Source organism: Blautia faecis (assembly GCF_027662325.1).
Classification (GTDB): domain Bacteria; phylum Bacillota; class Clostridia; order Lachnospirales; family Lachnospiraceae; genus Blautia_A; species Blautia_A faecis.
Genome location: NZ_JAQDKY010000028.1, coordinates 1 through 19,079 on the forward strand (window position 1 = coordinate 1; position 19,079 = coordinate 19,079).

The following is a 19,079-nucleotide window of genomic DNA, read 5'->3' on the forward strand; positions in this document are numbered from 1 at the left end:
CTAATCTTAAGTTTATGATGTTGGGCTTAGCCGGTGGTTTGCACTGCCCCTATAAGGGGCTCATCCCTGCTTGCGCCCGGAAGGCGCACTGAGAGGGCCCGCCTCTTGCACTGCTTTTCACAGGCTGACCCTAAAGGGCCTTTCTCAGTGCCTCCTGCTTCCTGCGCATCCCCTTGGGATTTGCTTATTGCTTCTTTTACCGGCTTAGCCTTTTAGGCTTATTTTTTTCTGCCTTTTTTTACCGGCTCACCCGCGAACGGGTCGATGTATTCATTCAACGTTAACTGGTCATATTCCAAATCATTTTTTAACTGATTCTGAATATATTCCTGTATCTTCTTTGCATTTTTTCCTACCGTATCTACATAGTATCCTCGGCACCAGAAATGGCGGTTTCCATATTTGTATTTCAAATTTGCATGCTTCTCAAATATCATCAGCGATGACTTTCCTTTTAAGTACCCCATTATTTCTGATACACTATATTTAAGTGGTATTCTTACTAACATATGAACGTGATCTTTACAGCACTCTGCTTCTATTATTTCAATTCCTTTTCTTTTGCACAACAGACTTAATATTTCTGCTACATCTGCTTTTATCTGTCCATATATTACCTGCCTACGGTATTTTGGTGCAAAAACTAAATGATACTTGCATTCCCATGTTGTATGGCTTAAACTATTCTTATCCATTTTGGATACCTCCTTGATAATATTATGTGAGTTTTGCGGACCCACTTTTATATTATCACAGGAGGTTTTTTACTTGAAGCTAAAGCTACTCCCTCCACCTGCCGAGCAGGTGGTTTATTTTTCTGCCATACAAAAAGTCAAAAATCCTCTTGCAAGCTCGCTTGCAAGAGGATTTTTGGTCTCTTGACCCGCCAAAACATTCGTAATCCGCTGATTCGCTCAAGTATACGCATTGCGTTATTTAATGATACCCGATATATGCTATGTTGTCAGTCCACTATCATCTCACCTCTCATCATATTTTCGTCCATATATTTTTATAAGCATCGTATCGATCTTTATTTCCACGCTTTCCAGACATCCGGCTGATATCCAAGTGTAGATTGTTTTCCATTTCGAACCACTGGTGTTTTAATCACTTGGGGATTCTCAAGTATCTTTCCAAGTTTATCTTCATCTGCAATATATTTTATGAGTGCAAGCAAATCCTTGTCTTTTCCTTCCCAGTTGACCATGTTTTCCAAGCCACCATTTGCCTGGGCAACAGAATTGAATTCACCTTTGCTCATTCCCTTGTCCTTCATATCAACAAACTGATACTTAATACCACGTTCTTTGAAAAATCTTTCTGCTTTCTTGGTGTCATTGCACTTCTTCGTTCCAAAAATCTGTATGTTCAAATTCCTTCTCCTCTCTTAAAAATCAAGTGAAGTTTTTTTGATAACTTGATATAAAAAGACTGGAAGCACTTCAGAAATCATAACTTTTATAACTCCATGCATTCCGCTGCTTACATAGCTCTCTGATGCTCCCAGATCTTATTCAGCATTCCACAGCCACTTTGATCACGCCATCTTTCTTATTTTCAAAAAGCCCATACGCTTCCTCAATTCTGCAAAGCGGATAGGTATGAGTGAGCAGAGGCTCCGTATCAAGTCTGCCTTCTGCAATCAGCTTCAGTGTTTCCTCGCAGTGACAGCCATCCACTCCGCCGGTTTTAAATGTAAGATTCTTGCCGTACATATCCGGAAGAGGCAGTATCTGGGCTTTATCATAAAGTGCTACCACAGTCACAATTGCATTTGGTCTTGCGCATTCCCATGCCAGACGAAATGTAGCTTCCGCTCCTGCAACCTCAAGAACCACATCTGCTCCTCCATGCTCACTGTTAGCCAACGTAAACTTCTTGCATTCTTCTGGTGATACAGTAAGGACCTGCGGATAATGTTCCTTAATAAAGCCAATACGCTTTTCGTCTTTTTCGCACATAATGATCCGCTTCGGTTTCTTCAGCATCACACAAAGCAGCGTACAGATTCCGGTAGGACCGGCTCCGATGATCAGCACCGTATCATCTTCTGTAATCTGGGAAATATGTGCCGCCCAATAGCCTGTAGCCAGAACATCTCCTACCAGCAAAGCCTGCCTGTCAGTAACCTCATCCGGAATTTTGTTAAGCCCCTGATCTGCAAAAGGCACCCGCACGTACTCTGCCTGACCTCCGTCTATGCGGCAGCCAAGAGCCCAGCCCCCATTTTTATCCGTGCAATTATTAACATAGCCTTTTTTACAGAAAAAGCATTCCCCACAAAAAGTTTCCACGTTTACCGTTACTCTGTCTCCCGGTCTCACATTTGTTACACCACTTCCAACTTCTTCTACAATTCCTACCATCTCATGACCAACTGTTATCCCCGGAACCGCACGTGGAACACTTCCATGTTTGATATGAAGGTCACTTGAACAGATGCTGGCAAGAGTTACCTTTACAATAGCATCCCTGTCATCTATAAGCACAGGCTTAGGCTTTTCCATTAATTCAAATTTTCCTTTTGAAACATATGTATATGTCTGCATTTTTATCTCATCACTTTCTAAAAAGATTTTTAAGCATTCACTGTCTGCCATCCGTAACTTTCATAGTAGATATAAAAACAAGTGAACTAAGCAGCAGCATATAAGGATACAGCAGCATTGGAAGTATATCAAATGCGCTGACCACTTCTCCTAAACTGGCTGCAGCAGAAACAGCAACCAGCATTTGCGCTCCGTATGGTAAAATCCCCTGAAAAATACAGGAAAATGTATCCAGGATAGAAGCAGCTTTTCTGGCGCTGATACCGTAATCCTTTGACATTTCCTTTGCAATCGGGTTCGCCATAACGATCGCAACTGTATTATTGGCAGTTGCAATATCCATTAGCCCAACTAACAGTCCCATTCCCAGGAGCCCGCCTTTTTTTCCTTTAAACACTTTCTTTATCCAGTATAATAAAGCCCTTGATCAGGGCACAGATTGCAGCTACCAGAATCGCAACCATACTGGTTTCAAACATCCCGGCAGCACCGGTTCCCATATTTCCGATCAGGTCTGTGGGTGCTATCATTCCTGTTGCAATCATAATAACTGAGCCACTTAGAATACCTGTAATCAGCACGAAAAATACATTAAATCCGATGATTCCACCTATAAGAACCAGAATATAAGGAATGATCTGTATTAAATCATATTTTTCTTCGATGAATCCACCATTATAATTTTTAACAGACAAAACCAGCAGAATAATAATGCTGGCAATAGCAGCTGGCAGTGCAATAAAGAAATTCTCCTTAAATTTATCTTTCATTTCACAGCCTTGTCCATTACATGCGGCAATGGTTGTGTCTGATATAAATGACAGATTATCTCCAAACATGGCGCCGCTCATGACGGAACCAATACAAACCGGCAGTGCAAATCCGGATACTCTTGCCACTGCAACTCCAATTGGAACGATCAGCGTAATTGTTCCTACAGAGGTACCCATTGCAAGAGAAACAAAACAGCTGACCACAAAAAGCACAACAACTGCAAACTGAGGCGGAACCAGTGACAAAATAAAATATGCAACACTGTTTGCAGATGTTCTTCCGACTATACCTACAAAAATACCTGACAGCATAAAAATTATGATCATTGTAATAATGTTAGGATCACTGATTCCCATCCCCATAACTTCCAGCTTATCATCCAATTTAAGCTCGCGGTTCTGTATACAGGCAACAAGTAATGCAACCAGAAATATAACGACAACGGGAATTTTATAAAATCCCATCTCGATATCCAGACCATACTCAAATAATATGCCAAGCCCCAGATACAAAACAACAAACACTACTATAGGAAGCAGTGCTTTTCCATTTCTTTTTTCATTTTTCCTCATCCTACATTTTTCTCCTTCTTAGTTATAGTACTAATAGTATCATTTTTGTGTCCGCTTCACAATAGCAAGTCAACTGGATATTTTATATAAAAAGATCCCGGCAGGCTTCTGCTTCTGAGCGCTCAAACTCAAAAGTATGAAACCTGCCGGGAAGTTTTATTTTCATCAACCAAAAAAACTATAGCTTACTGATAATCCGTCTCTTATATTCCAAAAATTCTTCTGACAATGCAAAATCCGCTGCCCTGGGTTTTCTCTCCTGGATCACGATCTCATCTTTGATGGTTCCCGGAGTTCCGTTCAGAATGTAAATCCGGTCGGACAAAAGAATGGCCTCATCAATATCATGGGTGATAAACAAGGTAGACAGATCAATATGCTGCATAACTTCCAGATACCATTTATGCACGCTGGCCTTTGTCAATGTATCCAGTGCACTGAAAGGCTCATCCAGAAGGGCAACTCCGCTGGAACTTAAATAGGTTCGAAGCAAAGCCGCACGCTGACGCATACCACCGGACAGCTGGCTTGGATACTGATACTGGGTGCCTTCCAGACCAAATTCTGCAAAAAGCGGATTGGCCTTTTCCCTGGCTTCTGCTTTCTTCACGCCTTTCAGTACAAGGGGAAGTGCTACATTGTCGATCACTTTCTTGTGGGGAAGGAGAAGATCCTTCTGCAGCATGTAGCTGATGCTTCCAGGTGTGGAAGTCACATCCTGATCTTTCAGATAGACCTTTCCTTCATCAGGTGGGATAATACCGGAAAGCACATTGAACAATGTGGTCTTTCCGGAACCGCTGACTCCCAGAAGGGAAACCAGTTCCCCCTGCTCCAGATAAATGGAAATGTCCTCCAAAACCTTTTTTTCACCGTATGTTTTTGAAATATGTTCTGCTCTTAAAATCACTTTATTTTGTTCTGATGACATATTCGTTCCTTATACACAGTGCTACTTCTATAACCAGTTCCATTTTCCGCAAAAATCGGGGTAAATTTTCCTGACAGAATAGCTCTATGTGTTAATTTCTTTCTCTTTCATTCCTTACTGGGGAAGATAATCATTAGAGAAGCCGACTCCAGTAAGATCCTTGTCGCAAAGCTGGTTCTCATACAGCCATTTGTAGAATGCATTCCATCTGTCTGCGTCAATTACGCCCCAGCTTTCTGCGTCGTCAATGTATTTTGTGGAAAGGAATTCCTGGCTCTTCTTTACAAGGTCTTCAGCATCCTTCAGAGAACCTGTATTATCGCCGTCAATGAGGATCTGTGCTGCCTCATCCGGATTCTCTGCTGCAAACTCATATCCCTTTGCAGTTGCTTCCATAAATGCCTTCGCCTGATCCGGGTTCTCAGCAAGATAGTCGTTATTTGCAATGATAACCGGTGTGTAGTAGTCAAATACAGGGTTGATATCAGAGAATGCAAAATAGTCGCAGTCTACACCTTCTACATCAGCATTGATTCCGCCCCAGCCCTGGAATACCCAGATGGCATCCGTCTGCTTGGCAGCAAGTGCTGCTGGCTCATCTGTAATATCATTAGGGATCAGGGTAACCTGGCTGAAATCTCCGCCGTCACCGTTTACAACATTTTCCAGCATAGCAAGCTCGATTGGGGAATCCCATGTGGAATAGGTTTTTCCGGTAAGTCCGGCAGGTTTGTCAATTCCGTCACCTTTTCGGGAAAGGATTCCGGAGGTGTTGTGCTGAATGATTCCTGCAACCGCTGTGATTCCAAGAGGCTCGTCAAGTGCAAGGGAAGCAGCCATGGTATCCTGAGCCTCAATCGCAAACTGAGCCTGACCTGCTGCACACATAAGGGCTGCCCCATTTTCCGGTGGCTGAACGATCTCCACATCAAGACCAGCTTCTTCATAGTAGCCTTTTGCCTGTGCTACATAAAGTCCGGTGTGGTTGGTATTCGGTGTCCAGTCCAGGCAGAATGTGATTTTCTCCTGCGCACCATCTTCTGCGTATACACCTGTAGGAACTGCAAACACCATAGCTGCCGCTGCAACTGGTGCGATTACTTTTTTCAGATTCTTATTCATGATTTTTCTCCTTTTCTACCTGCAGCCATGGCATTGTGATCCGGCTGACAATATTTACTGCCAGAAGAAGTAAAAGGCTGATGATCACAATGAAGATAATAACTGCAAACATTTTATCAAAAGAATATGCTTTTTTTACACGGGTCATATAAACACCAAGTCCGTTAAATCCACCCAGCCACTCAGAAACAACGGCTCCTACAACTGCATAGGAAGCAGATATTTTCAGCCCGGAAAAAAACTGGGGCAAAGCACCTGGAAATTTCACATGGCGGAAAATCTGTGCCCGGCTGGCTCCCATGGCCTTCATCAGACGAATGGCATCCGGATCCACACTTTTATATCCATCCAGCAGTCCGATTGTAATTGGGAAAAAAGTGGTGATCACAACCAGAGTGATCTTCGGTGCCATTCCAAATCCCATCCAAAGCACCAGAATTGGCGCAATGGCAATAGTCGGTATGGTCTGCGTAATGATCATGATCGGATAAAATGCCTGATCCATTACACGGAACCGATCCATCATAGTTGCAAACACAAATGCCAGCGCGATTCCAATGAGAAGTCCGTAAAAGGATTCCAGCAAAGTGAATTTCGCATGGAAAAGTATGGTTGGCAGATCGCCAAACAGGGCTGTCAGCACTGCTACCGGAGAGGGAAGCATGTAGGAGGGAACAATTCCCGAAATGCTTACCACTTCCCAGCCAAGCAGAATCACGGCCATGGCTGCAATTGGAGGTATCTTACTGGTGATGTTTGGTAACTTTCTTTTCAATGGTAAGTACATCCCCTTCTGGTTTATATGCAATTTTAACATATACGCTCATAGCCTTGCAGCCTGCGCGCTCAGCTACATGCTGACACTCTTTTACAATATCCATCAGCTGGTCATAATCACCTTCAATGGTGGTCTCAAATGGTCCTACATAATAGTTCAGACCAGTAGATCTGATGTAGGCGATCACCTCGTCTACAATGCGGATAACTTCCTCTTCATCCTGTACATTTGGCAGTACCTGAATTGCTACACTTGCGTTCATTTTCTTTTCCTCCTATTTTCTGTCCCATAAACAGGACTTTGCGTTAAAAATCGAATAAGAACCATTCTTGAAACTGTGACGGAACTGAACAGGCTCTGTCAGTCAGTATGAAAAAAGAGCACCTGCCATCCAGACAAATGCTCCTAATTACATCGTTAAACACTTCCTACACTGGCATGATCCAACAGGTTAAAAGGGTCTAAGGACTACCTTACTCTCAGCTTCTCAATTGAAACTCCCCTGGTCTTTATTCAGATTTCGTTGCTTATTATAATACACCTTTCTTCAAATTACAAGAAACTATTTTTATCTCAATTATATTTTACATACCCTTAACAGAATTGTACTGCTCGCAGTCTGACCAGCACGCTCTAATTAATATTCCCATTTCATCAGAATTCGTAAAAAAAATCTCCCTGCATATCACAGTTATTTCCTGCAGAATATATAATAAATCTACAGATTCTCAAAGGCAGCCTGAATACTGTCATAGTGCAGGAATTTTCCCTGGGCTGCAAATTCCTTGATCTGATTCAGAGTGGCAAACATGTGGCCGTCTGTCTCTTCTTCCTGAAGGTGTAGATCTTCTTCTTTCACATCCATCACAAAGCGGTAAACATCTACGAAATAGTTGTCTCCCTCCCCTGGATTCTCTCTTTTGTAAGTAAAAAGATAGCCGCCCTGCGCATCGCTTACATCAAGGCCTGTCTCCTCTTTCACTTCGCGGAGTACAGCATCATAAGAAGATTCCCCTGCCTGTGCTGCACCGCCGGAAACTTCCCACCAGCCTGGTGCCCAGGCTTTTGTCATCACACGTTTGGTAATGAGAAACGTACCATCTGGTCTTGCCACTACTCCAAGTACGGTGAGATGGTATTCCCCGTCTTTTAAGCACCAGTCGTTTCGCTTCATGGTACGGCCTGTAGGTTTCTTGTTAATATCATAGATGTCCCAGAATTCCAATTTTTATCACTCCTGTTATATGTTTCTCTTGTATATTTTTATATTATGATTATTTTGCGAATATTGTTATCGAATATAATAATTCATCTTTTCTATTTCAGAAGTTCCTCCACCATCTCTCTGGTATACTCTACCTTCTCTACATGGTTGACCTCGATCTGATACAGTGCATTTGCCGCAATGTGCTCTGCTGCCTGCTCCAGATCACGAATACCTGAAGTATTGGAATAACGCTGGATGATTGCCTCCAGCGCCCCCTCTGTGATAATGCACTCACTCTCTTCCATATGCATTCTCTTAAGAACTTTCGGAAGAGAGAATCTGGAAAAGATTACTTTCTTCTCCTCAGCTGTATAATCCGGAATATCAATTACTGCGAATCTGGACATCAGCGGTGCACTGATCTGGTCACGGTCATTTGCAGTAGCAATTGGATAAACACCGCCAGTTGGGATCATACACTCCATATAGTTATCTGTAAATCCAAGATTGTCCAGAAGGGTAAGAAGTACGTCTGCCGGATTTCCATTTCCTTTGCCGGAATTTGCCTTATCAAGCTCGTTAATAATAAATACCAGATTAGAGGCACCAGCCATGGAAAATGCCTCCATAATAATTCCGGGCTTTGCATTTGCGTAAATACGGGGGCTTCCGGTAAGCTGCTTAGAGTCGTTAATTGAGCTCATGTCCAGCGTAGTCCACGGAAGTTTCAGGATTCTTGCAACTGCATAGGCTATCTGGGATTTGCCAGTACCGGCAGGTCCGATCAGAAGAAGTCCGTAGGCCGGAAGGGTATGTGTACGGTTGATCTGGATAATCGTCTCGATAATACGTTGTTTCACACGCTCCATTCCATAAAGCTCTTCATCCAGGATTCTCCTTGCCTCAACAGGATCGATTGCTTCAAAATAATTGTTCTTCCACTGGATATTCAACATAATAGAAAGAGCCCTCTGTGCATGATGGCGCTCTTCCTGAGAAACTTCACTGGATCTTGCCACTGCCAGATTTCTTCTGGTCCAGAGTCTGATATTATCCGGCAGTGTTTTGCCTGCGCAGGTCATAAAATCGGTAATACTCTGAATGCTGGTAAGCTTCATCTCATCACCGTTTTCCTCCTGTTCCTCATCCTCTTCTGCCTCAGCAGGTGCATTACTCTCCAGAAGTCTCTCAATCATAAACTGCAGAAAGCCATCCTCTGCAGAAAGCTTTGTGCCGCCGCCAAAAGCAGTTTCGCGAATGCGGTATACCGCATATCCGTCCTCCCTGTTAGTACCAGACAAACGTACATTGATCCTGCTGTCTCCCAGCCATTTCAAAAGACTGGTAAATCTGGAATCAATTTTCACCACATCTGCTGTATGGTTACCGTCTTCTTCCTTAAAATCAAAAGCAGTACGGTTTACCGGATTGGTAAACACACCGCAGGAATGATGTTTCCACTGTCTCTCTTTATTGTCAAGCACCATGATCGGCTGCTCCGGTGAAGGCTTCGTATGGCTGCTGTGAAATGTTGTGTAAGTACACTTTGCCTCCGCTTTGCTTGCAGAAGCACCGCTGAAATCAAATACTGGCATAGCTTTTTCCTCTTTCCTGTGTATTTAAAGGGATATATTTCTCTAATTTCTCTTACCTACTATAACAACATTTTTCTCTAATGTCCAGAATGAGTTGGCCTGTTTCATAATTCAGCATTGTCTTGTATTATTGTTCACTTTGTGACCAGTAACTATCTTATTTTTTATATATCTTGGCATTTCTTAGTTTTTTACAAAAAATCTCTTGCCAAAATGGAGAAATTCGTGTATTCTATTATACGGACTACTTTTCAACAATTTGATTTTCACTTAACATTTGATATATATTTCTGATTTTTAGTGCGCAGACACCATAGTCCCTCCCAAAGCTTCTAATGGAATACTGCAATCTAAAAATAAAAGACTCCCGGGCGCTCTAGAGCGTGTCTGAAAAAGCTTTCTGTAAGATTTTTCAAACAGGCTCAAGTGTTCCGGGAGTTTTTCAATTCATTTATGCCAGACTTAACAGCTGCTTTCCTTCTGTCAGTCTTTCTTCAAACTGCTCATAGAAATCTCTGCCCACTTCATATGTTTTCATATAAAAACGATTCACCACATATAAATTCAGATTTTTGATCAGCTGGGCATCTGTGGCATTATAAAGAACCTCTTGCACATCCAGCAAAAAATAATGCCAGTCAGCTACAAACTTTTCATACTGGCGAAGATCCGGAGTATCGATCCATTTCTTTACCTTGATCTTGCTCCGGCTTGTCTTCTTACATTCATGGATCTGCAGAAAGTACTTAAATCCACCATTTTCATAGAAACGTCCCAATGGGAAAAGTCTGCAGAAACCAGGACGGAAGTCATGGATGCTGCACCGTCCCTGTTCATTCAGGAAAACACAGCATTGGTTTTTTCCACTCATGCAAAGATGAGGCAGAATATTCCCATCCATGGCATCGAACTGAATCAGCCCGGTGCTTACCAGTTCCTGCGGTGTTTTTCCCAGATTCGTGCACAGACGGTACACATCCATAGGATCCAGCACAACTGAATCCCCCATTCCCTCACAGCAGTCATGACATCCTGCACAATCCTGGCAGTCTGCCTTTACCATATCGTTTAATTCATAAAGTCTTCCGTCGGAAATCTCTTCCAAAGATACTTCTCGGCGCATATGCAAATTCCTCTTTCTTTTATTTTTTGTGGACAAACAAGGTTACGGTTCACTTCGCGATGCACAGAAATCATGCATTCACATGATTTCCCGCTGAGATTCCCGTTTTTTCTGTAAACGATATTCACAAAAAACGTCTCGCGGAACATTGCCAGTGAACAGTAATATAACATGCTGCCATCAACAGCATCTCCGTATTATCTATCCTCTGTATTTACAGCTTAATTCCAGACAATGCCTGTGCAAAAGCATTATTCACCGGCTCATTTGCCTCTTTCTGCTGCCTGCGCAGATAGTTCTGCACGTCACGCTTGCCTACTCCTGCGCCCTCTTTCTGGCGTCTTGCCTGGAACGCGGAAAGCTTCTCTTTATAACCGCACTGGCAGACAAACGTCTCTTCCTTACCTTTCACATACATTTCCATACGTTTATGGCATTTCGGACAACGGGCATTGGTAGTGCGGGAAATCGTTTCACGGTAGCCGCACTCCCGGTCCTGGCATACCAGCATTTTGCTGTTTTTTCCATTGACAGCCAGAAGTTTTTTGCCGCACTGCGGACATACTTTATTTGTAAGATTGTCGTGGCGGAACGTGCCCTCCCCGGTCTTGATCTCATCTACAATTTCACAGGTATAGTCACGGATTTGGTGAAGAAAATCCCCCTGACGTATCCTGCCTTTTGCAATCTGGGAAAGCTTCATCTCCCAGTCAGCCGTGAGCTCAGGCTTTTTCAGGTCTTCCGGCACCAGCTCCAGAAGCTGTTTTGCCTTTGAGGTAATATGGATCTCATTGCCTTTTTTCTCCATCATAAAGGAATGGAAAAGTTTCTCAATAATGTCTGCTCTTGTGGCAACGGTTCCAAGCCCCCCAGTCTCTCCCAGGGTTTTCACCGCTTCTTTATCTCTTGTCTCCATAAATTTCACCGGATTTTCCATAGCTGCAAGAAGAGTTGCCTCTGTGAATCTTGCTGGCGGTTTTGTTTTTCCTGTATTTAAGGAAGTTTTCAAAATCTTTAGTCTGGTTCCGGTTTTCATCTCCGGAAGACGCTGGTCTTTCAGTTTTTTCTCATCATCCGCCTCATCTTCCAAATCATCATCTGCTCCGCCTTCGTAAACTTCCTTCCAGCCCATGCTCTTTATCACTTTGCCGCTGGCTGCAAAAGTTTCTCCTGCCGCTTTCGCCTCCATGGTCACCTGCTCATACTGGCTTGCAGGATAAAGAACTGCAAGGAAACGACGGACAACCATATCATAAATCTTCCGTTCTTCATTTGTCATGTGGTCCAGCTGAACAAACTGTTCTGTCAGAATGATCGCATGGTGGTCACTGACCCTCTTATCATCCACAAAACTTCCATTCACCTGCACAGGCTTATTCATAAGTGCGCCAGCAAGCTTTCTGTACGGACCGATTCCGCAGGCCTTCAGTCTTTCCTTAATAGTAGGAACAATGTCCTTTCCAATGTATCGGGAATCGGTTCTGGGATATGTGAGTACTTTGTGGTTTTCGTAAAGGCGCTGCATAATATTCAGGGTCTCTTTTGCAGAAAAACCATATTTCAGGTTGGCTTCCCTCTGCAAAGTTGTCAGGTCGTACAGGCCCGGGGCCATAGTCTTTTTTGCTTTTTTCTCTACACTGGTTATTTCAAGAGCAGCGTTCTCCAGCCTGCCTTTGATCTGCTCTGCCCTTTCCCTTGAAAAAGTACGGAAGCTCTTTGTTTTCTCATCTCTCCAGGTCCATTTCACATCCTGGGTCTCCAGAGAAATACCATAATATTCTTTTGGCACAAATTTGCGGATTTCTTCTTCGCGCTTTGCGATCATGGCAAGGGTGGGGGTCTGCACCCTGCCACAGGAAAGCTGGGCGTTGTATTTACAGGTGAGAGCTCTGGTACCATTCATTCCCACCAGCCAGTCTGCTTCTGCCCTTGCAACAGCTGCACGGTAAAGATTATCATAGTCATGCCCGTCTTTCAGATTGGCAAAGCCTTCTTTAATTGCTTTATCTGTGACTGAGGAAATCCACAGTCTCTTAATTGGCTTATGGCAGCCTGCTTTTTCCAGAATCCAGCGGGCAACAAGTTCCCCCTCCCGTCCTGCATCTGTGGCTATAATGATTTCTCCAATATCTTTTCGGAAAAGCTGAGTCTTTACTACGGAAAATTGCCTGCCTGTCTGGCGGATGACTACCAGCTTCATCTCCTTGGGGAGCATGGGCAAGGTCGCCATTTCCCATTTTTCATACTTTCTGTCATATTCTTCCGGGTCAGCCAGAGTTACAAGATGTCCAAGTGCCCAGGTTACTACATAGTTTTTGCCTTCGAGAATACCACCATTTTTCTGGTTTGCGCCAAGAACACGGGCAATGTCTCTGGCGACGGACGGTTTTTCCGCAATTACAAGTGATTTCATGTATACACTCCTGATTATTTTCGTATTTGATGATGTCTGCTTAAGCAAACAGTGAAATCCTCTCCATAATTGTTAAGGAATAGTTACATTATAACACACTTCAGAAATTTTTAAGAATATTTTGTTAAAATTAATTTGTAAAACGATCCCACCAATGCTATTATGTAACCATAAAAGACAGAGAATCTACATCGCAAGGCTTCAGGTTCTTTGCCTCAGAGCATGCCCCCAAATACTTTCCCTGATATGTGCTTCACAATTTATGGGAGATTTTGCAAACATGTTCTAAAAACCTAGGAGAAGTTATGTATTATTTTATTGTTAATCCCAATTCCCGCTCTGGCAGGGGACGTTCCATCTGGAATGAAATTCATCAGCAGCTTATGCTTCGGGGAATTGATTTCCAGTACTGCCTTACAAGATATTCCGGACATGCCGCAGAGATTGCTTCTGATGCCTGTGCTCTTGGCACTGAATCTGAGCCTGTATATATCATTGCAGTGGGAGGTGACGGCACCATTCACGAGGTGCTCACCGGCATCACCGATTTTGACCAGGTAGTCTTCGGATACATTCCAACCGGCTCTGGCAATGATTTCTGCAGAAGCATGAGACTCCCTTTTGATCCAATGGAATCACTGGAATATATCCTAAAGGCAGAGCATATCAGCAAAATGGATGTTCCTTACCTGCTCCGCAATAATAAGAAGTCCCGATTCGGTATCAGCACGGGAATCGGATATGACGCCGGCGTATGCCAGGAGGTTCTGGCAACGCCCTTAAAGAAGATATTCAATCGTCTTGGGCTGGGAAAGCTGATTTATCTTTTCATTGCATTGAAGCAGCTGATTTTTATTAATCCAGGAAAAATGACAGTGACCCTAGATGGAGAGAATACTTTTTCCTATGACCACGTATATTTTACAGCGGTTATGAATCAGAAATATGAAGGCGGCGGTTTTAAGTTCTGCCCGGATGCTCAGCCTGACGACCAGCTTCTGGACGTGATCCTTGTGGAAGGTATCCGTAAGATAAAGCTTTTATTTTGCCTGCCTACTGCTTTTTTCGGAAAGCATGTGGGCATCAGGGGAATACATATTCTCACCTGCAGCGATATCCATGTACATAGTGCGTCCGCTCTTCCCATTCATATTGACGGGGAATCTGGCGGAATTCGCGAAGATTTAACAGTTTCCATTGAAAAAAGCTCTTTAAAAATCATTTTACCTGTGGTATAATCTCTCACGATTTGGGGGATCCGGAATTACAAGACCGGTAACCCAGATTGGAAAAGGAGTGAAAAAGACTTGGTACAATTTATAAAAAAATACAGGCATGGTCTGATCATACTTGCGTATGCCATTGTTTATATGCTTTTTTTTGAGTATCTGGAGTGCAGGCCGGTATGGGGATTTCATGTGATCGACACTGTTTTTGATGATTACATACCATTTTGTGAGTATTTTATTGTCCCCTATCTATTATGGTTTCCGTATCAGATTCTCACAGTTTTATACTTTATCTTCAGGAACAAGAATAAAAAAGAATATTATCAGTTAATTTTCAATATGATGATGGGTATGACTGTTTTCCTGATCGTGTCTTATGCATATCCAAATGTACTGCACTTAAGACCATCGGAGTTTCCAAGGGAAAACGTGTTTACAGATATGGTAAGATGGCTGTATCGGACGGATACACCGACCAATGTTCTGCCAAGTATTCATGTATTTAATTCTCTGGCAGTTCATATGTCACTTACCAATTGTGAGGCGCTGAGAGACCACAAAGGGGTAAGGTATGGATCATTGGTTCTTACATTACTTATTATCATGTCTACTATGTTCCTGAAGCAGCATTCCGTAATTGATGTGTGCTGTGGTGCTACGCTGGCGCTGTTTGGATATCTGTTTTTCTATCCGCAGAAGGCAGGAGAAGAAGCAAGTGGCATGGCAGTAGAGAGAATTGGACGGAATAATCGCAGGAAACATTATTAAACAAAACGCGCACTTCCAGAAATGGGAAGGCGCGTTTTTTTTAACAAAAATACGAGCGGCGACAACCGAATATAGATAAAATATGCTGCAAAGTGGGGCGTACAGATTGCAGGAATGATTTTTCAAACAGTCTCCAGAGCGCCCTGATCATTAATCAGTTAAATCCGTAGAACTTCTGGCAAAGCTTGTATGCAGCTACAGACACCTTACGTCCGCCGCGGCCTGGAAGGTTCATGAAGTTACCCATGAGGCTGTGGCGAAGTTTTCCGTAGAGGGCACGGTTCGTGGAGCGGATATATTCCAGAAGCTCCTTCTTCTTGTCGAGAGCTTCCTTTGTGCCGGAGCGGATCAGCATAATGGAGGAAATGGTAGTAATAATATCCAGATAACTGATCATGTAGGCTCTGGTGCGTTTATTCATGCTGCCGCAGCTGGTGTAGGAATTTACCATCAGTTTATTTACGCGGAGCTGCTGGTCGATTCTGCGGATCATAACTGTCTCGTTTACGGACTGGTCATCGCGGCCGATAAAGTAACGGTAGAAATTAGTATCCAAGTAGTACATGTTCTGTACATACGGCAGCGGATCAAAGGCAAAAATATTATCTACGTAGAAGGTATGCTCCGGCAGAGTCAAGTTGCACTCAAGGAGAAGCTGGGTACGGTAGATCATGGAGTGCATGAGAAGATATTTTCCCTTTGGCATGTGACCTACTTCATTCCAGGTGAAAATCTGGTTCACTGGCAGGCAGTGACGATACTGCATAACCTTCTTGCGGGTAGCACCCTGTTTCTCGTATACAAAATTACTGATGAGAAGATCAACTGTTTTGGAGCCTTTTACCAACTCTTCCAGAGTTTTCAGGATCTCTTTGTAGGATTCTTCATTTACCCAGTCATCGCTGTCTACAACCTTGAAATAGAGCCCCTGGGCATTGTGGATACCGGTGTTTACGGCGCCGCCGTGGCCAAGGTTTGGCTGATGGATGGCGCGGACAATGCCTGGATATTTCTCCTGGTATTCATCTGCGATCTCGGCTGTTCTGTCCTTGGATCCATCGTCAATTACAAGGATCTCTACTTCATCTCCGCCTGGTAAAAGGGATTTGATGCAGTTCTCCATATAAGCTTCAGAATTATAACATGGAATTGCTATGCTCAGTAATTTCATTTATTTTCCTCCTCATGTAGTGTAACGATTCTGTATTTTAAAATTACGCACCTTGCGATGTATTTTCCTTTTTTTCTTTGAGTTATGTTCTCAAAAACGCCAGCTGAACCGTTACATATATTTTTCATAAGCGCCAAACGCAGAAGGTATGGCGTAGTTTCTCTCTGATTCTTTTTTATCTGCAAAAAGAATTCCCGGGGCATGTGTCTGCTCCAGGGAGGACACGCGGATCCGGTACGCTTTCATCCGCCACTCAATGTGGGAAAAAATATGCCTGGCCTCCGGCAGTTCTTCTATATATAAGGGCTCTGCGCCAAGCTCTTTCACGTATTCCAGGGCTTCCTCACGGTTCAGGTATCCTTCTGTATTGGGAAGCTCGTATAATCCGGCAAGGAGGCCTTTCGGCGGCCGCTTGCGGATCGCAGTGCAGCTTCCATCCTGAATAACCAGAACGGTTCGCTCTTCCACCACTCTTGGCTTCTTTGGTGCTTTCACCGGAAACTTTTCCATAGTGCCGTGAAGTCCCGCCTGGCAAAAGCCTCTCACCGGACAAAGGTCGCATTTGGGCTGTCCGTTGGGGACGCACACTACTGCTCCAAGCTCCATCATTGCCTGGTTAAAATCACCTGGACGGTCTTTCGGGATAATTTCTTGCAATGCGCTTTCTGTCTTTTTGCGAAATGCAGGTCTGGTAATGTCTTCCGAATCTTCCGTCATTCTGGTGACTACACGGAAAACATTTCCATCTACGGCTGGCACCGGAATGCCATACGCTATAGAAGCGATAGCTCCTGCAGTGTAACTTCCTATCCCCTTTAACGAGATAAGAAGGGAAAAGTCTTCGGGAAGTCTGCCATTATATTTTTCTACCATTTCCCTGGCTGCCAGCTGCATGTTCCGCACACGGCTATAGTATCCAAGACCTTCCCACAGCTTTAACAGCTTTTCCTCCGGACAGGCTGCCAGATCCCGGATATCCGGCAGTTCCCTGATAAATCTTTCAAAATAGGGCTTTACAGCTTCCACGCGGGTCTGCTGGAGCATGATCTCGGATACCCAGGTGTAATAGGCGTTGTGCTTATCCCTCCAGGGCAAAATCCTTTTATTCTCATCATACCAGGCAAGAAGAGGCTGTATAAACTCATCTGTCATCTAGTTTCCTCCAAACACACAGGCACTGGATTCTGTATTTCCATCCCGTCCGGCTCTACCAGACAGTCATAGGCCAGAATATGCACCCCTGCCTTTTTCGCTTTCTGTAAGGTTTCCCCAAATTCCCGGTGCGTATCCCAGTTTGGTTCAAATCTTGTAATTCCCTTCATCTGGATCACCAGAAGCAGATAAGCCTCATATCCTTCCCTCATGCAATGGATCAGCTCTTCCAGATGCTTCACGCCCCTCGCAGTAGGAGCATCTGGAAAACGGGCAATATTGTCTGCTTCCAGGGTTACACCCTTGACCTCAATAAAAGCCTTTCTCTTATCTGAACAGGCATACAGATCGAATCTGGAATTTCCATAAGTTTTCTCAGGAGTTACCTGCACTTCCTCCGGAAAAAGATGTCCTGCCCTTACCCATTCCAGGGCGGCTTTATTGGGAATCTGGGAATCCATATTGATCAGGCGTCCGCCTTTATTTACACAGACCAGATCGTATGCTGTTTTCCTTGCCGGATTACTGCTCTTTTCCAGAAAAACCTGAACACCAGGAATCAAAAGCTCCCTGCATCTGCCTGTGTTCTTTACATGAACCGTCTCTGTCTGTCCCGCAATCTCTACATGTGCGATAAATCGGTTCGGACGATCCAGGAAACGGCCTTCTGTAATATTTTCGTATTTCATAGTTCACCTCGTGCTGCTGCCTGACTCCCAAAACGTGTCTGAAAAAGGCTTTCTTCAATGACAGTCTTAAGAAATAATGTAACTATTTCACCGCAATATAAAACTGACCAATAGTTCAAAAGCAGCAGTCACCTTTCCTATCATAACATAAAATCTGCAAAAAGCCAGTTAAAATTGAAAAATCCCATATTAGGAGATTGATTTTTTTGATTTTCCTATATAGAATAGAAACCGTCAGGTTGCAAAACAGAATGAGAAAAGAAGTAATTTTAGAATTTTAAGCACACCAGAAAGGACTAAAAACCTCAAATGGACAGTATTATTTTTGATATTGACGGAACTATATGGAACTCCACCGACGTTGTAGCTATGGCGTGGAATAAGGCTTTAGAAAAAGAGAATCTTGATGTCCGTGTGACAGCTGATCAGCTGAAAGGGCTGTTTGGCAGACTTCTCCCGGATATTGCGAAGGCAATCCTTCCAGAACAGACCAAAGCGGAACAGCTTCGGGTTATCGATATCTGCTGCCAGGCTGAGCATGATCTGCTGCGTGCGATGGGCGCACCTGTTTACGACGGACTAGAAGAAACTTTGAAGGAGCTTAACAAACGCTACCCTCTTTTTGTAGTAAGCAACTGCCAGGCTGGATATATTGAGCTTGTTTTTGAGAAAACAGGGCTGGGAAAATACTTCACCGGTCATCTGTGTCCAGGAGACAGCGGGGAAGCCAAGGCAGCTAATATCCGTTCTATTGCTAAGAAATATCAGCTGAAAGCACCTGTTTATGTAGGAGACACCTTCGGGGATTACCAGGCATGTCAGGAGGCAGGGGTACCATTTGTATTTGCTTCCTATGGATTCGGACAGGTGGATACACCGGATTATATGATTGAGAAGCCAGCGGATCTGTTGAAATTATTCTAATTATTTATACAAATTTTTATTAGCAGTCCTTGCTTTTTCAAAAAATAGTGCGTCTAACTCATTACTGAAGTAACGAGAA

18 protein-coding genes, 1 pseudogene and 1 riboswitch are annotated in these 19,079 nt (G+C 43.6%); of the genes and pseudogenes, 4 read left to right on the forward strand and 15 right to left on the reverse strand.

What is annotated here, in order from left to right; genetic code table 11:
• Positions 1 to 218: 218 nt before the first annotated feature.
• From tnpA to PGQ38_RS12885, 12 genes and pseudogenes are all read right to left on the reverse strand, one after another.
• Entirely contained in the window at positions 219 to 695 is a 477-nt protein-coding gene (gene tnpA / locus PGQ38_RS12830) for an IS200/IS605 family transposase (RefSeq protein WP_270432022.1), read from the reverse strand.
• 338 nt (positions 696 to 1,033) lie between these two features.
• Entirely contained in the window at positions 1,034 to 1,375 is a 342-nt protein-coding gene (locus PGQ38_RS12835) for an arsenate reductase family protein (RefSeq protein ID WP_148462480.1), read from the reverse strand.
• Positions 1,376 to 1,517: 142 nt separating this feature from the next.
• Entirely contained in the window at positions 1,518 to 2,552 is a 1,035-nt protein-coding gene (locus tag PGQ38_RS12840; RefSeq protein ID WP_270432023.1) for an alcohol dehydrogenase, read from the reverse strand.
• A 37-nt stretch (positions 2,553 to 2,589) separates the two neighbouring features.
• Positions 2,590 to 3,898, reverse strand: a pseudogene (locus tag PGQ38_RS12845) (Na+/H+ antiporter NhaC family protein).
• 178 nt (positions 3,899 to 4,076) lie between these two features.
• On the reverse strand, positions 4,077 to 4,829 hold the full coding sequence (locus tag PGQ38_RS12850; RefSeq protein ID WP_118583868.1) for an ABC transporter ATP-binding protein: 753 nt from the start codon (positions 4,827 to 4,829) through the stop codon (positions 4,077 to 4,079).
• Between the two features lie 114 nt (positions 4,830 to 4,943).
• Positions 4,944 to 5,951 carry an ABC transporter substrate-binding protein gene (locus PGQ38_RS12855; protein ID WP_204453902.1) on the reverse strand — a complete coding sequence of 336 codons (1,008 nt, stop codon included), beginning with the start codon at positions 5,949 to 5,951 and terminating at the stop codon, positions 4,944 to 4,946.
• Positions 5,944 to 6,726 (reverse strand): ABC transporter permease, encoded by a 783-nt coding sequence (locus PGQ38_RS12860; RefSeq protein WP_118583866.1) that lies wholly within the window; start codon positions 6,724 to 6,726, stop codon positions 5,944 to 5,946. The genes PGQ38_RS12855 and PGQ38_RS12860 overlap by 8 nt, the downstream gene beginning before the upstream one ends.
• Positions 6,695 to 6,991, reverse strand: coding sequence for a thiamine-binding protein (locus tag PGQ38_RS12865; RefSeq protein WP_118583864.1), 297 nt, complete (start codon positions 6,989 to 6,991; stop codon positions 6,695 to 6,697). The genes PGQ38_RS12860 and PGQ38_RS12865 overlap by 32 nt, the downstream gene beginning before the upstream one ends.
• 145 nt (positions 6,992 to 7,136) lie before the next feature.
• A riboswitch (TPP riboswitch) is annotated at positions 7,137 to 7,243 on the reverse strand.
• A 204-nt stretch (positions 7,244 to 7,447) separates the two neighbouring features.
• Entirely contained in the window at positions 7,448 to 7,954 is a 507-nt protein-coding gene (locus PGQ38_RS12870) for an NUDIX hydrolase (protein ID WP_204453904.1), read from the reverse strand.
• A gap of 92 nt (positions 7,955 to 8,046) precedes the next feature.
• Entirely contained in the window at positions 8,047 to 9,531 is a 1,485-nt protein-coding gene (locus tag PGQ38_RS12875) for an AAA family ATPase (RefSeq protein WP_118583860.1), read from the reverse strand.
• Positions 9,532 to 9,982: 451 nt separating this feature from the next.
• Positions 9,983 to 10,654: a YkgJ family cysteine cluster protein gene (locus PGQ38_RS12880; RefSeq protein ID WP_118583858.1), complete on the reverse strand. Its 672-nt coding sequence runs from the start codon at positions 10,652 to 10,654 to the stop codon at positions 9,983 to 9,985.
• 214 nt (positions 10,655 to 10,868) lie between these two features.
• Positions 10,869 to 13,067, reverse strand: coding sequence for a DNA topoisomerase III (locus tag PGQ38_RS12885; protein ID WP_270432025.1), 2,199 nt, complete (start codon positions 13,065 to 13,067; stop codon positions 10,869 to 10,871).
• A 305-nt stretch (positions 13,068 to 13,372) separates the two neighbouring features.
• Between PGQ38_RS12885 and PGQ38_RS12890 the strand changes: the two genes are divergently transcribed.
• The 3 genes from PGQ38_RS12890 to PGQ38_RS20775 all read left to right on the forward strand — a co-directional run bounded on the left by PGQ38_RS12890 (position 13,373) and on the right by PGQ38_RS20775 (position 15,211).
• Entirely contained in the window at positions 13,373 to 14,305 is a 933-nt protein-coding gene (locus PGQ38_RS12890; protein ID WP_270432027.1) for a diacylglycerol/lipid kinase family protein, read from the forward strand.
• Between the two features lie 69 nt (positions 14,306 to 14,374).
• The gene (locus PGQ38_RS12895) at positions 14,375 to 15,064 is read left to right on the forward strand and encodes a phosphatase PAP2 family protein (RefSeq protein ID WP_148462491.1); all 690 of its coding nucleotides are present in this window, start codon (positions 14,375 to 14,377) and stop codon (positions 15,062 to 15,064) included.
• A 75-nt stretch (positions 15,065 to 15,139) separates the two neighbouring features.
• Positions 15,140 to 15,211, forward strand: coding sequence for a DUF6783 domain-containing protein (locus PGQ38_RS20775; RefSeq protein ID WP_368072542.1), 72 nt, complete (start codon positions 15,140 to 15,142; stop codon positions 15,209 to 15,211).
• A 7-nt stretch (positions 15,212 to 15,218) separates the two neighbouring features.
• Here PGQ38_RS20775 and PGQ38_RS12900 read toward each other — a convergent pair whose 3' ends face one another.
• From PGQ38_RS12900 to sfsA, 3 genes are all read right to left on the reverse strand, one after another.
• Complete coding sequence (locus tag PGQ38_RS12900; RefSeq protein ID WP_118583852.1) at positions 15,219 to 16,235, reverse strand: glycosyltransferase family 2 protein; 1,017 nt, start codon at positions 16,233 to 16,235, stop codon at positions 15,219 to 15,221.
• A gap of 111 nt (positions 16,236 to 16,346) precedes the next feature.
• Positions 16,347 to 17,387, reverse strand: coding sequence for an A/G-specific adenine glycosylase (mutY, locus tag PGQ38_RS12905; RefSeq protein ID WP_118583850.1), 1,041 nt, complete (start codon positions 17,385 to 17,387; stop codon positions 16,347 to 16,349).
• Positions 17,384 to 18,076, reverse strand: coding sequence for a DNA/RNA nuclease SfsA (gene sfsA, locus PGQ38_RS12910; RefSeq protein WP_118583848.1), 693 nt, complete (start codon positions 18,074 to 18,076; stop codon positions 17,384 to 17,386). The genes mutY and sfsA overlap by 4 nt, the downstream gene beginning before the upstream one ends.
• A 309-nt stretch (positions 18,077 to 18,385) precedes the next feature.
• On the opposite strand from sfsA, the gene PGQ38_RS12915 reads away from it, so the two are divergent.
• On the forward strand, positions 18,386 to 19,000 hold the full coding sequence (locus tag PGQ38_RS12915; protein ID WP_195991409.1) for an HAD family hydrolase: 615 nt from the start codon (positions 18,386 to 18,388) through the stop codon (positions 18,998 to 19,000).
• The last annotated feature ends 79 nt before the right edge of the window (positions 19,001 to 19,079 follow it).

Coding starts and splice junctions, on each gene's coding strand:
- tnpA (WP_270432022.1), bottom strand. CDS start 695: ATGGATAAGAATAGTTTAAGCCATACAACATGGGAATGCAAGTATCAT.
- PGQ38_RS12840 (WP_270432023.1), bottom strand. CDS start 2,552: ATGCAGACATATACATATGTTTCAAAAGGAAAATTTGAATTAATGGAA.
- PGQ38_RS12850 (WP_118583868.1), bottom strand. CDS start 4,829: ATGTCATCAGAACAAAATAAAGTGATTTTAAGAGCAGAACATATTTCA.
- PGQ38_RS12855 (WP_204453902.1), bottom strand. CDS start 5,951: ATGAATAAGAATCTGAAAAAAGTAATCGCACCAGTTGCAGCGGCAGCT.
- PGQ38_RS12865 (WP_118583864.1), bottom strand. CDS start 6,991: ATGAACGCAAGTGTAGCAATTCAGGTACTGCCAAATGTACAGGATGAA.
- PGQ38_RS12875 (WP_118583860.1), bottom strand. CDS start 9,531: ATGCCAGTATTTGATTTCAGCGGTGCTTCTGCAAGCAAAGCGGAGGCA.
- PGQ38_RS12880 (WP_118583858.1), bottom strand. CDS start 10,654: ATGCGCCGAGAAGTATCTTTGGAAGAGATTTCCGACGGAAGACTTTAT.
- PGQ38_RS12885 (WP_270432025.1), bottom strand. CDS start 13,067: ATGAAATCACTTGTAATTGCGGAAAAACCGTCCGTCGCCAGAGACATT.
- PGQ38_RS12890 (WP_270432027.1), top strand. CDS start 13,373: ATGTATTATTTTATTGTTAATCCCAATTCCCGCTCTGGCAGGGGACGT.
- PGQ38_RS12900 (WP_118583852.1), bottom strand. CDS start 16,235: ATGAAATTACTGAGCATAGCAATTCCATGTTATAATTCTGAAGCTTAT.
- mutY (WP_118583850.1), bottom strand. CDS start 17,387: ATGACAGATGAGTTTATACAGCCTCTTCTTGCCTGGTATGATGAGAAT.
- sfsA (WP_118583848.1), bottom strand. CDS start 18,076: ATGAAATACGAAAATATTACAGAAGGCCGTTTCCTGGATCGTCCGAAC.
- PGQ38_RS12915 (WP_195991409.1), top strand. CDS start 18,386: ATGGACAGTATTATTTTTGATATTGACGGAACTATATGGAACTCCACC.